General features: G+C 41.1%; 12 protein-coding genes. 8 read left to right on the forward strand and 4 right to left on the reverse strand.

Features of this window, described 5'->3' with window-relative positions; genetic code table 11:
• The first annotated feature begins 4 nt into the window (after positions 1-4).
• From GO816_RS00165 to lysS, 4 genes are all read left to right on the forward strand, one after another.
• Complete coding sequence (locus GO816_RS00165; RefSeq protein ID WP_157539335.1) at positions 5-1,918, forward strand: AMP-dependent synthetase/ligase; 1,914 nt, start codon at positions 5-7, stop codon at positions 1,916-1,918.
• Between the two features lie 50 nt (positions 1,919-1,968).
• Entirely contained in the window at positions 1,969-2,172 is a 204-nt protein-coding gene (locus tag GO816_RS00170; RefSeq protein ID WP_157539336.1) for a YwbE family protein, read from the forward strand.
• Positions 2,173-2,365: 193 nt separating this feature from the next.
• Positions 2,366-3,088 carry a DUF4397 domain-containing protein gene (locus tag GO816_RS00175; RefSeq protein WP_157539337.1) on the forward strand — a complete coding sequence of 241 codons (723 nt, stop codon included), beginning with the start codon at positions 2,366-2,368 and terminating at the stop codon, positions 3,086-3,088.
• Between the two features lie 162 nt (positions 3,089-3,250).
• Positions 3,251-4,975 carry a lysine--tRNA ligase gene (gene lysS, locus GO816_RS00180; RefSeq protein WP_157539338.1) on the forward strand — a complete coding sequence of 575 codons (1,725 nt, stop codon included), beginning with the start codon at positions 3,251-3,253 and terminating at the stop codon, positions 4,973-4,975.
• Between the two features lie 426 nt (positions 4,976-5,401).
• On the opposite strand, the gene GO816_RS00185 is transcribed toward lysS, so the two are convergent.
• Positions 5,402-5,953 (reverse strand): tetratricopeptide repeat protein, encoded by a 552-nt coding sequence (locus GO816_RS00185; protein ID WP_157539339.1) that lies wholly within the window; start codon positions 5,951-5,953, stop codon positions 5,402-5,404.
• Between the two features lie 74 nt (positions 5,954-6,027).
• Between GO816_RS00185 and ung the strand changes: the two genes are divergently transcribed.
• Positions 6,028-6,702, forward strand: coding sequence for a uracil-DNA glycosylase (gene ung, locus GO816_RS00190; protein WP_157539340.1), 675 nt, complete (start codon positions 6,028-6,030; stop codon positions 6,700-6,702).
• Positions 6,703-6,801: 99 nt separating this feature from the next.
• Here ung and GO816_RS00195 read toward each other — a convergent pair whose 3' ends face one another.
• On the reverse strand, positions 6,802-7,272 hold the full coding sequence (locus GO816_RS00195; protein WP_157539341.1) for an Lrp/AsnC family transcriptional regulator: 471 nt from the start codon (positions 7,270-7,272) through the stop codon (positions 6,802-6,804).
• Between the two features lie 123 nt (positions 7,273-7,395).
• On the opposite strand from GO816_RS00195, the gene GO816_RS00200 reads away from it, so the two are divergent.
• The 3 genes from GO816_RS00200 to smpB are packed head-to-tail and all read left to right on the forward strand — an operon-like array spanning position 7,396 to position 10,399.
• Positions 7,396-8,046 carry a metal-dependent transcriptional regulator gene (locus GO816_RS00200; RefSeq protein WP_157539342.1) on the forward strand — a complete coding sequence of 217 codons (651 nt, stop codon included), beginning with the start codon at positions 7,396-7,398 and terminating at the stop codon, positions 8,044-8,046.
• A complete protein-coding gene (locus tag GO816_RS00205; RefSeq protein ID WP_157539343.1) occupies positions 8,043-9,923 on the forward strand; it encodes an Nramp family divalent metal transporter in 1,881 nt (626 codons plus the stop codon). Before GO816_RS00200 ends, GO816_RS00205 begins: the two co-directional genes overlap by 4 nt.
• A 26-nt stretch (positions 9,924-9,949) precedes the next feature.
• Positions 9,950-10,399, forward strand: a complete 450-nt coding sequence (gene smpB, locus GO816_RS00210) for an SsrA-binding protein SmpB (RefSeq protein WP_157539344.1) — start codon at positions 9,950-9,952, stop codon at positions 10,397-10,399.
• A 64-nt stretch (positions 10,400-10,463) separates the two neighbouring features.
• Here the strand turns inward: smpB and GO816_RS00215 are convergent, their stop codons facing one another.
• Together GO816_RS00215 and GO816_RS00220 are read right to left on the reverse strand one after the other, a co-directional pair.
• Positions 10,464-11,120: a protein-L-isoaspartate(D-aspartate) O-methyltransferase gene (locus GO816_RS00215; protein WP_157539345.1), complete on the reverse strand. Its 657-nt coding sequence runs from the start codon at positions 11,118-11,120 to the stop codon at positions 10,464-10,466.
• Positions 11,121-11,218: 98 nt separating this feature from the next.
• Complete coding sequence (locus tag GO816_RS00220; RefSeq protein ID WP_157539346.1) at positions 11,219-12,229, reverse strand: PorP/SprF family type IX secretion system membrane protein; 1,011 nt, start codon at positions 12,227-12,229, stop codon at positions 11,219-11,221.
• Positions 12,230-12,234: the final 5 nt, after the last annotated feature.

Here is a 12,234-nt window from a genome sequence, read left to right on the forward strand (position 1 = left end):
CTTAATGAATCAGGTTCAAAAGCCACAAACCGTACCTCAGCTTCTTCGCCACATTGTTGAACATATTCATCCCGATACCCATCCGTTTTTAACAGATAAAGTAAATAAGCAATGGGTAAACATATCATACCGTGAGGCCATTGAAAAGATTGACGCAATAACAGCCTGGTTATTACATGTTGGCGTATGCAAAGGTGACCGTATAGGCTTGGTTATAGAAAACGGGCCCGACTATATTTATTACGATCAGGCTTTGCAGCAACTTGGTGCTATTAACACCTCAATATATCCTACCCTTACCGAAGCCGAAACAGAATACATCATAAATGATTCCGGCTTAAAAACATTGCTGGTGGGCAATCCCTTTTTGCTGCGTAAAGTGCTTAAGGTAGCTAACAACTGCGCATCACTTGAGCGTATTATACCTGCTTTTGAAGATTATGAAAAACACACCGGTAACATTGTTTTAAATGCCGGAGTAATAAGCTTGCAGGATGTAGTAAACGAAGGATTAACCCTTGTAGAACAATACCGTGGTACCATAAACAGTTGCCGTGAAGCCATACTCCCTTCTGATTTATCATGCTTGATATATACATCGGGTACAACTGGGACGCCTAAAGGTGTGATGCTGATGCATAGCAACTTTGTACAAACGGTTTGGGCAGGTTTAGAGCAAATATCAAACGTTAATAAAGATGATTGCTTCCTCTCGTTTTTGCCGTTATCGCACGTTTTTGAACGTGCGGCTACCTATTATATATGTATGGGTGCCGGAGCGCGCATTGCATTTGCCGAGAGTTTGGATTTATTGGCCCGCAATATGGCCGAGGTAAAACCAACCATTATGAACTGCGTACCTCGCCTGCTTGAACGTATACATGATAAGGCCATGAAGAATGGCGCCGATGCCGGCGGCATGAAAACTAAAATATTTAATTGGGCATTTGCCATCGGTCAAAAACATCGTGAAGTGCGTGAAAGCGGTAAAAAACCAGGCATCATTCTTCGCAATCAACATAAACTGGCCGAAAAGCTGGTATTCAGAAAAATTAAGGAGAAAACCGGCGGTCGTTTAAAATTCCTTATTTCGGGCGGTGGTGCATTGCCTAAAAATGTGGGTGAATTTTTTGGCAACATTGGCTTACCCGTGTTAGAGGGATACGGCCTCACGGAAACTACCGGCCCGGTATGTGTTACTGAATTTCAGCGCCAGGTTTATGGCACCGCCGGGCGTATACTGCCAGGCTCAGAAGTTGGCATACAGGATATTGAAACCAAGAAAATACATACTGTACAAACACACAACTCGTGTGATGCAAACTTTACCTCTCCCGAGGGCGAGATAATTATCAGAGGTGTGGCGGTGATGAAAGGATACTGGAATAAAGCCGAAGAAACAAGCCTTGCAATTGATAAAGACGGCTGGTTTCATAGCGGAGATATTGGCCGCTTCTATAAAGGCTATCTGCAAATCACCGACCGGCTTAAAAATATGCTGGTAAACGCTTATGGCAAAAACATATATCCAACACCTGTTGAAAACGCTTACCTGAAAAGCCTTAAAATTGAGCAGATATTTTTAGTTGGCGATCGTAGGGAATATGTAACCGCCATTATTATACCCCCTAAAGAATTGCTACAGGAAACTTTTAATTTGAGCGAAGATTGGTTTAAAAACCCTGAAATATTTGTAGATAACAAAGAGATTATTGACTGGCTTAAGCAAGACATACGCAAGCTAAGCAATGGCCTTGCTAAGTTTGAACGCATAAAAAACTTTAAGGTTAAACGCAATCCATTCAGTATGGAGGATGGTGAAATTACCGTAACCATGAAAGCTAAACGTAAGGTAATTGAAAAAAAATACGCCGAAGCTATTGAGGAAATGTACGCGCAGGAAATAGATGCTGATTAAACAGTTCACGTTATGCATTAACCTTGCAATACTTCACAAAATAATTTTAGATGAACGGACAAAACCGAAAAGACATATACCCCGGGTTACTGGTTGATATTATATTGAAAAAAGATCAGCGTAGCGGCGAGCTTACACGTGGAGTGGTAAAGAATTTACTCACCAGTGCCGCCTACCATTCGCGCGGTATTAAAGTAAGGCTTGAAGACGGGCAAATTGGCAGGGTTGCTTACATTGTTGACGAAGAAGATTAAAGATTCATCTTATCAAGCTTATTATTGACTAACAAAGGCCTCTTAAATGAAAGATCTAATATTGAAAGTTTAAATATAAATCCTTATAAATCTGACACTTTAAATTTAAAAGAAAAAAATATTTTAACCATTGGTAGCGTTTATACTAAATCTTACGTAAGGTTTAGTATAGTTCATTTTTAAATTTAAAACGATGAAAAACATTACACAAATGGTTAGTGGAAAGATGAAGATTGCAGGGGTATTGTTTGTACTGGCCACAGCATTCAGCTCATGCTTAAAAGACAATAACGATGATGTAGTAACACAGCCATCAGCTCTTATTTCAGTTGTAAACGCTTCGCCCGATTCACAACCTTTAGATTTTTACCTTGATCAAAACCGTGTTAATAATTCGACAGGTATTGTATATGGCAGTGGATTGGATTACCGAAATGCAGTTACTGGTAAACGTACCGCAAGCTTTAATATATCGGGCACAAGCAATAAAATTAAGTCAGATACCATGACTTTGGTTGCCAACAGGGCCTATACCTTGTATTTAACCAACCTTGTTGCCAATCCTGAGTATTTATTACTTAAAGACACTATTAATCGTCCTACAGCAGGCTCGGCGCTGGTTAGGTTTGTGCATGTTAGCGCTAATACACCAAACGTTGATTTGGTTACCAGCACAGGTACTAACATAGCAGTTAACAAGGCATATAAAACGGCATCGGGCTTTACCAGCATTAATGCCGGTAAATATACTATGCAGGTACGCCAGGCAGGAACAGCAACGGTGTTAGCTACCATTACCGACAAAGATTTGGTTGCCGGAGCGGTTTATACAATTTGGCTGCAAGGTGTTAACAGTGCAACTGATGATGTTAAAAAGCTTACTGCAAAAACTCAGGTAAATGCTTATTTTCAATAAATAAATTACAGATTTTAAAGACGGCCTCAAAGCAACTTTGCTTTGGGGCTTTTTTGTATGATAGAATTCGGAATGAACCAAGTGCGTGCTGTGAACGCTTATCATTCAACTACTCGCTAAAAAAGCTTATCTTTGCCGCTCTAAAAAATACCGTTTTTTATTATGAGTATTGCAGCTTTATCTGAGCAGGAAGTATTACGCCGCGAATCGTTACAACAATTGCGCGCGTTAGGAATTGACCCTTACCCTGCCGAAGCCTACCCTGTTAACGCCTGGGCAAATGACATTAGCGAAAACTTTAATGCCAATCCCGATAAATATAAGGAGGTAACCATAGCAGGCCGTATTATGACGCGCCGCATAATGGGTAGTGCCAGCTTTGCCGAGTTGCAGGATTCAACCGGCCGTATACAGGTTTACATTAAGCGTGATGATATATGCGCCGGCGAAGACAAAACACTGTACAATACCGTATTTAAAAAACTGTTGGATATTGGCGATTACATTGGCGTTAAAGGCTACGTGTTTTTAACACAAACAGGTGAAATTTCGGTGCATGTACAGGAAATGACCGTTTTGGCTAAATCATTAAAACCGTTACCTGTTGTTAAGCGCGATGATGAAGGGAATATATACGATGGCTTTACCGATCCGGAATTAAGATACCGCCAGCGTTATGTTGACTTAACGGTTAACCCCGAGTATAAGCAAATATTCATCAACCGCTCAAAAGTAATCAGCACTATGCGTAATTACTTTAGCGAGCAAGGCTGGATGGAGGTTGAAACGCCTATACTGCAGTCTATACACGGTGGTGCAGCAGCCCGTCCGTTCAATACACACCACAATACGCTTGATATGCCGCTTTACCTGCGCATTGCCAACGAGTTGTATTTAAAACGCTTAATTGTTGCAGGATTTGATGGTGTGTTTGAGTTTGGCAAAATGTTTCGTAACGAGGGCATGGACCGCACTCACAACCCTGAGTATACCGCTATGGAAATATATGTAGCCTACAAAGACTATATATGGATGATGGCCATGGTTGAAGAGTGCTTAGAACGCGTAGCTGTTGCTGTGCATGGTTCGCCGGTGGTAAAAGTTGGTGAACACGAAATCAATTTTGCCGGTCCGTACGAGAAGCTGTCGATGTATGATTCAATTTTGAAATATACCGACATCGATGTATCACAAATGGACGAAGCGCAACTGCGCCAAACCTGTCGCGATTTAGCCATTGAAGTTGATGGCACCATGGGTAAGGGCAAATTAATTGATGAAATATTCAGCGCCAAGGTAGAGGCCAACTTGATACAGCCAACCTATATAACCGACTACCCTATTGAAATGACTCCGCTTGCTAAAAAGCACCGCACCAAGGAAGGGTTGGTTGAGCGTTTTGAGCTGTTTGTTTTAGGCAAAGAAATAGGTAATGCTTACAGCGAGTTGAATGATCCGCTTGATCAGCGTGAGCGTTTTGAGGAACAGCTATTACTGGCTGGCCGTGGCGATGAAGAGGCTATGGCTATGGACGAGGACTTCCTGCGCTCATTAGAGTATGGCATGCCACCAACATCGGGCTTGGGTATAGGTGTTGACCGTTTGGTAATGCTCATGACCAACCAAACCACCATACAGGAAGTATTATTCTTCCCACAAATGCGTCCCGAAAAGAAGGCCAAGGTAGTTACCATCGACGATTTTGTAAACATTGGCATACCTGCCGAATGGGTTCCGGTAATAAACAAGATGGGTTTCAATACAGTTGAAGATTTAAAAGCAGCCAACCCTAATAAAGTATTTAATGATTTGGGCGGCATGCGTAAAAAGCTAAAGCTGGATTTGCCTATCCCAACAAAAGAAAGTGTAATGGCTTGGTTTGAATAGTATTTAGGTCATTATTTACATAAACAGTAAAACAAATGCCATTGTGTGTCGTTTTAATAAGACCACAATGGCATTTTGCGTTAAATCTCTTAACCAAAATTTAAAACACAAATAATTTCTGGTTTACAATTGAACTTTACTTTTATGAAAATTGATAATATAAATATGAACTCAACGCTCGAAATTACAGATCGCGAATTTTTGATCAAGCTTGATCGTACGAAGTTCAATGTATCTTTCGTAAGGTCGTTACTTAAAATGGTAGAATTCTCTAATCCATCTGAGGATGATTTTATGGTGACCGATCGCCATATTCAGCCAAGCGCTAATCGCAATTCAGAGCCCGGATACTTTGGAACTTTAGACGAGAAATAAAAAAAGGCTTGAATTTTCATTCAAGCCTTTTTCAGTATTCAAACTCTTTTCTTAAAAGTTTCTGTAACCGCCGCGCTGAACTTGTTGTTTATCCATCTGCGCCATTTGTCCTTTCATCATCTTTATCTGATCGGCCAGTAATTTATTCTTATCGTCTTTTGAAGCTTCAGACAGGTACTGCTGTGCCTCACGTTTATTACGTTTCATCATGGCTATACCAGCTAGCTGTAATTTCGCTAACGCAGTATTGTGTGACATAGTCATACCAAGAGATAAAGCCTTCTTAAAATATTTTTCAGACTTCAAAGGAGCCTTGCGCGACTCAATCAACCCAATAAGCATATTATAATACCCGTGCTGGGCTTTAAATAACTCCTTCTCGTAGTTTTTAATTTTAAGCAGCCATTTTTCTGCCTCGTCTGCATTCTCTTTTCTTAAATAAAATTGGGCAACCAGCATGTTTTCATTAAAGAAGTAGGTTACTAATACCAAACCTCCTAAAATAAATAACAATATACCCCAGCCCCAAAAACCAAATGCACATAAGGTAACGCCCGCACCCATAATAACACAGGCTATAATTAACCTAACAATATTCGACATCGTTTGTATTTTGTAATAATGTGCAAATATCCGTTTATTTATACGTTTAAGCAATTAACAGCACAAATATTTATATGGCAATAGATTTGGAACCTTCGTGGCTTAAAGTACTGCATAATGAGTTTGAAAAAGACTATATGCGCAAGCTTAAAGATTTTTTGAAACACGAAAAGGAAGCTGGCCACAAGGTTTATCCTAAGGGTAGTGACATTTTCAACGCGTTTAACCACACCACATTTGATAACTTAAAAGTTGTTATACTTGGGCAGGATCCTTATCATGGCCCTAACCAGGCTATGGGTTTATCATTTGCCGTTCATCGTGGCATACCTGTACCGCGCTCTTTAAACAATATTTACAAAGAATTACAAACCGATGTACCCGGCTTTACCATACCTCAACATGGTGATTTAACTAAATGGGCCGACCAAGGCGTGCTGCTACTTAATGCTACGCTTACGGTGCAGGCGGGCATTGCAGGTTCCCATCAAAAAAAGGGATGGGAGATATTTACAGATACAGTAATCCGCAAAATATCTGACGAAAAAGAAGGAATTGTTTTTTTGCTATGGGGACGCTTTGCACAAGCAAAAGCTGAACTTATTGACGAAAGCAAACACCACATTTTAAAAGCAGCGCACCCTTCACCCTTTTCAGCTGATAACGGCTTCTTCGGTTGTCATCATTTCAGTAAAACCAACGAAATCTTAAAAAAAGAAGGAAAGAAAGAAATTGACTGGCAAGTTTAAGTAAGAAGTAAGAGCTAAGAGCCAGGAAACAAGACGCAATCTGCCTAACAATAAAGCCAGGCCTCTTGGTTCCTGGCTCTTATTTCTTGTATCTATAATTTAATATTCCAACGGCACTGTTGGCTCTTTTTTACTGGTTGACATAATCATCATGGTTTGAAAGGTTTTTACAACAGGTATACGGCTTATCTTATCCATAATGAGCTGCTCATAAAGCTTAATGTCACGAACGTAAACTTTCAATAAAAAATCACATTGCCCGGTTACATGGTGACACTCTGTTATTTCCTTTATCTTTTGTATCTCCTGTAAAAACACATCAATGGTATTGCTTTTATGAAAATCAAGCGATACCTGTATGAAAGTTTTTATTCCCAGTCCTAACTTTTCCTCGTCTACCAGGGCATGGTAACTTTTAATGTATTCGGCGTTTTCCAGTTTACGAACACGCTCTAATGTTGGTGCAGGCGACAGGCCAATCTCGTTTGACAACTGCAGGTTGGTAATCCTTCCATTCTCCTGAAGGATTTTAAGTATTTGAAGATCAATCTTATCTAATTCGGCACCCATGGGTTACAATTATATGCTCACAAAGGCACAAAATAAAATTTTTTATTGACAAAGAAAAACAAAAGTTAATTCTACAAGTTATTTTTTTTAGACTTGTCTAAATTAATTATTAGGTTTGTGTAAATGCACTCATTCACAGAGGAAAACTACTTAAAAGCAATTTTTCATTTGTTGCTCAAGACGCAAAGTGCCACAACAAATGAAATTGCGGCGGCCACCGGCACAAAAGCAGCATCAGTAACTGATATGCTTAAAAAACTAGCCGAAAAAAAGCTGATTAATTATGCCCGCTACCAAGGCGTAACACTTACTGATAGTGGCGAGCGTATAGCCGTTGGCATTGTACGCAAACACCGCCTTTGGGAACATTTTTTGGTTGATAAACTTAAATTTAAATGGGATGAGGTGCATGAGATGGCCGAAGAACTTGAACATATCTCCTCAACCGAATTGATTAATCGCCTTGATGAGTTTATGGGGCGTCCACAATTTGATCCGCATGGCGACCCAATACCTGATTGCAATGGACGTATGAACAACCAGCATTTACAATCAGCACTGCATCTTAAAAAAGATCAAACCGGAAAAATAGCCGCGGTAGCAGATCACTCTCCTGCCTTTCTGCAATATCTTGAAAAAACACAACTAACTATCGGTCAAACCATAACCGTTACCGAATTGACCGATTATGATATGGCTTTAGTATTAAACAATTCACAAAACGAATTTAACATTAGCCGCGAAGTGGCTAAAAATTTACTGATACTGGTATGAGCACACAGCGCGAATCATTAAGTAACGTACACGGTACTGTAGATACTCAGGGTAAAACGGGCTGGCGTAAAATAGCTGCATTTATTGGTCCGGCGTATTTAATCAGCGTGGGCTACATGGACCCCGGTAACTGGGCTACAGATTTACAAGCAGGCAGCCAGTTTGGCTATAAGCTGGTATGGGTGCTGCTGATGTCAAACATGATTGCGTTACTGCTCCAATCGTTAAGTGCCCGCTTAGGCATTGTACGCGGCCTTGATATTGCACAGGCATCAAAAAACACCTACCCTCCTTTTGTAAACTTTTGTCTTTATGTACTTGCGCAAATTTCAATCATAGCATGCGACCTTGCCGAAATTATTGGCATGGCCATAGGTTTGCAGCTGCTCTTTGGCTTGCCTTTAATATGGGGCGTATCAATAACCATGTTAGATACGTTGCTGCTTTTATTCCTTTTAAATAAGGGAATGCGCCGGCTTGAAGGCTTTATTGTATCACTGATATTCATTGTCGGGGTATCATTCTTTATAGAAATGATTATTGTTGAACCCGATTTGCCTGAACTGGCTAAAGGGTTTGTTCCATCGACGTTAAATCATGATGCCTTATATATAGCAATTGGCATTATAGGCGCAACGGTAATGCCGCATAATTTATACCTGCACTCCTCACTTGTGCAAACCCGAAAAATAGACCGCAGCGATGCGGGCATACGCAGTGCCCTTAAATTTAATCTTTGGGACACTACCATTGCACTAAACCTTGCCTTTTTGGTAAATGCAGCAATTTTAATTTTGGCCGCCAGCGCTTTCTTCCGCAATGGCTATCATGAAGTTGCCGAAATTGAAGATGCATACAAGCTGCTCACTAACATATTTGGCAACATGGCTCCTAAACTTTTTGCCATTGCCTTGATAGCCGCAGGCCAAAGTTCTACTATTACCGGTACCCTTGCCGGACAAATAATAATGGAGGGACACCTTAACCTCCGCATTGCGCCATGGCTTCGACGTTTGCTTACACGTATGCTCGCAATAGTACCGGCGTACCTCACACTGCTTTATGCCGGCGAAAACGGTTTAGGCCGCTTGCTGGTATTAAGCCAGGTTGTGCTTAGTCTTCAGTTAGGCTTTGCAGTTATACCGCTTATCCATTTTACGTCTGACAAACGGTCGATGGGTAATTTTGCTATAAAGCCATACGTAAAAGTTTTGGCCTGGCTTATTGCGGCTGTTATTGTGGGCTTAAATGCCCGCCTGGTTATTGAAGAAATCAGCAAATGGACTACAGCTAACCCAGATTCGGCCTATCTTATACATTACATTGTAACACCGCTGGCTATTGCCATAGGCTTATTGCTCGTTTATGTATTTGTAAAGCCCTTCATCAGCAAACCGCAGCGCGATGTTGTGGTTCCGCATGGTATTGCGTCGGCCATTCAAAATATTGACAGTATTCACTACAACCATATTGGAGTGGCAATAGATTTTTCAATGAACGATGAAGCATCTATTAAACATGCCATAATGCAGGGTGGCAAACAGGCAACTTATACGCTTATACATGTTGTAGAAACTGCCGGCGCCCGCTACCATGGCAAGCAGGTAATGGATTTTGAAACGCAGAGCGACCATGACAACATGGAGCAGTATGTTAAGGCGTTGCAGGCACTTGGATACAAATCAGTTGCCAGCATAGGTTACGGTAGCCGGGCTAACGCCATTGCCGGAGTAGTTAACAATGAAAAAATAGACTTTTTGGTGATGGGTTCGCACGGGCACAAAGCTGTTAAAGATTTAATTTATGGCACTACTGTTGATACGGTAAGGCACCTGGTGAACATACCCGTGCTGGTTGTTAAACAGGCCAAAAAATAATTTGCATATTTGCAGGCTACATTGCCATGAGTGAACAACTTTACATTAAAAATAAGAAAGCATATTTTGAGTATCATATACTTGATGAATACACAGCCGGTATAAAACTGCTGGGTACCGAAATTAAGTCGATAAGGGAAGGAAAAGCTAATTTAAATGACGCCTTTTGCACTTTCATTAATGAGCAGCTTTATGTGCGCAACTTGCACATTTCGGAGTACTCACATGGTTCATTTTATAACCACGAGGCCAAACGCGACCGTGTACTACTGCTAACAAAAAAAGAACTGAAAAAGCTTAAGACCCGTTCAGAAGAGAAGGGCCTTACCATTGTACCGCTGGCCATGTTTGTTAGCGAGCGAGGCTTTGCTAAACTAAAAATAGCGCTTGCACAAGGCAAGAAAACTTTTGATAAGCGGGAAACAATGAAAGAACGCGATACAAAAATTGAACTGAGCAGGGTAATGAAAAGGTAGTTGCTAACAGCCACTATTTTCAGTTGTCGAGCAGAAGTTCTACAACGTAACGCCCAAAATTATCTTACCATGCTTTATCGCCTACCAAAGGCACAAACCTAAAGGTATCTAACACCACCTTTTCGTAGTCATTATCGCCCACTTTAAGTATGGTAACCATTTTTTGTTCTTGCTCATTCCCTACGGGGATGACTAACAGCCCTCCTAAGTTCAACTGTCTAAGCAAAATTTCGGGCACAGTGGGTGCACCGGCGGTTACAATAATTTTATCGTATGGTGCATGTGCTTCAATCCCTTTTGAGCCATCGCCTAAAAAGAAATGCGGCCGATATCCCATGTAAGGCAGTACCTGTATAGTGCGTTCATAAAGTTTTTCCTGGCGTTCAATAGTAAACACCTCGGCGCCAAGCTCCATTAATATGCAGGTTTGGTAACCGCACCCAGTACCAATTTCAAGCACTTTTTGTCCTTTATGAATATGGAGGAGTTCTGATTGATAAGCTACTGTATATGGCTGTGATATAGTTTGACCCTCACCAATAGGGAAAGCTATATCCTTATAAGCCTGCAGCCAAAAAGTTTCATCAAAAAAGAAATGACGCGGAACTTTGCCTATAGCCTGAAGTACCTGCTCATCTTCAATACCTTTTTTCTTGAGTACTTCAACCAGCCTTTTGCGGGCACCTTTCTCGCGGTAATTATCAATAAACTTGTACGCCATTTGCACTACAAATTTAAGCTAATCGGCGGTTTATCGGTTGTAGTTTTTCAATCTTAAACGCCTGTTGCGCTTAATTAATTGGTAAATAGCCAAGTATTTTACCACATCCTTACCGGCGAGCTTGCCGTGTAACGGTTATTTAACAAAATACCCAGCACAATTTCATGTGTACCATTACTAACAGTGCGCAAATTTGAACTTGTAAAATCATAGGAGTAACCTAAATTGATAACCGAGCTTATATTCACCCCGGCCATTGCCGATTTTGAATCATTATGTCGATATGCCACACCAACCCAAAGCTTATTGCTGAAAGCCAATTTACAGTTAACATCGTAATTAAGCGGAGCAGCATCTATCAATTTAAATAATACCGACGGCATGAGCGTTACGTCATCAGCCACAAAAAGCTTTACACCGCCCGTAAAAAAGTAATGTGGTACGGTTTTACCCTGGTTATAGGCCGACTTGTTGCCAAATGTTATAGTTTGCTTAATAAGCTGCTGAACCGATGCACCGGCGTAAAAATTGCCTGAGTAAGCCCATATGCCCAGGCTTAAATCAGGGCGCCACTGACTGGTATTACCATTGTAAATTGCCGGATCATCGGGGTTTTGCAGTCGCACTTCGTTTACATCAAGCGCTATACGGTTTGCCCCAACCGAAACTCCGGCAGCCAGGTTAAGCCGCCCTGTAATGCCTATATGATAGGCATAAGTGCCGCTAACAATTGTTTGGGTTAAGGGCCCTGCCCTGTCACTTATAACCGTTGCACCTACGCCATGATGCGCCGGAGCAGAAATATAGTCGCGGTTTGCCTGTCGCCCTAAAGGGTTTGATGTTGCGGCGGACATGCTGGTAGCATCATTATAAATAAAGTTTTGGCCTAAAGAGGCATTTATTGATAAATAGCTGGTAACAGGAGCTCCATTTAGTCCGGTCCATTGGCTTCGGTAACCTGCCTTAAAATCAGTATAATTTTCAATGCCCGATAACGCCGGATTAAGCAAATACTGGTTAAATACATACTGCGTATATTGTGGTTTTTGTTGGGCAAGTAGTGTTGTGCAACAAAGCCAGAACGTGAATGAGGTAAGAATTTTTTTCATTTTAC

Origin of the sequence: Mucilaginibacter aquatilis (genome assembly GCF_009755275.1) — a bacterium.
In the GTDB taxonomy this organism is placed as follows: Bacteria; Bacteroidota; Bacteroidia; order Sphingobacteriales; family Sphingobacteriaceae; genus Mucilaginibacter; species Mucilaginibacter aquatilis.

What these genes read in the sequence shown, in the direction of transcription:
- GO816_RS00165 (WP_157539335.1), top strand. Translation starts at nt 5, where the DNA reads ATGAATCAGGTTCAAAAGCCACAAACCGTACCTCAGCTTCTTCGCCAC.
- GO816_RS00170 (WP_157539336.1), top strand. Translation starts at nt 1,969, where the DNA reads ATGAACGGACAAAACCGAAAAGACATATACCCCGGGTTACTGGTTGAT.
- GO816_RS00175 (WP_157539337.1), top strand. Translation starts at nt 2,366, where the DNA reads ATGAAAAACATTACACAAATGGTTAGTGGAAAGATGAAGATTGCAGGG.
- lysS (WP_157539338.1), top strand. Translation starts at nt 3,251, where the DNA reads ATGAGTATTGCAGCTTTATCTGAGCAGGAAGTATTACGCCGCGAATCG.
- GO816_RS00185 (WP_157539339.1), bottom strand. Translation starts at nt 5,953, where the DNA reads ATGTCGAATATTGTTAGGTTAATTATAGCCTGTGTTATTATGGGTGCG.
- ung (WP_157539340.1), top strand. Translation starts at nt 6,028, where the DNA reads ATGGCAATAGATTTGGAACCTTCGTGGCTTAAAGTACTGCATAATGAG.
- GO816_RS00195 (WP_157539341.1), bottom strand. Translation starts at nt 7,272, where the DNA reads ATGGGTGCCGAATTAGATAAGATTGATCTTCAAATACTTAAAATCCTT.
- GO816_RS00200 (WP_157539342.1), top strand. Translation starts at nt 7,396, where the DNA reads ATGCACTCATTCACAGAGGAAAACTACTTAAAAGCAATTTTTCATTTG.
- GO816_RS00205 (WP_157539343.1), top strand. Translation starts at nt 8,043, where the DNA reads ATGAGCACACAGCGCGAATCATTAAGTAACGTACACGGTACTGTAGAT.
- smpB (WP_157539344.1), top strand. Translation starts at nt 9,950, where the DNA reads ATGAGTGAACAACTTTACATTAAAAATAAGAAAGCATATTTTGAGTAT.
- GO816_RS00215 (WP_157539345.1), bottom strand. Translation starts at nt 11,120, where the DNA reads ATGGCGTACAAGTTTATTGATAATTACCGCGAGAAAGGTGCCCGCAAA.
- GO816_RS00220 (WP_157539346.1), bottom strand. Translation starts at nt 12,229, where the DNA reads ATGAAAAAAATTCTTACCTCATTCACGTTCTGGCTTTGTTGCACAACA.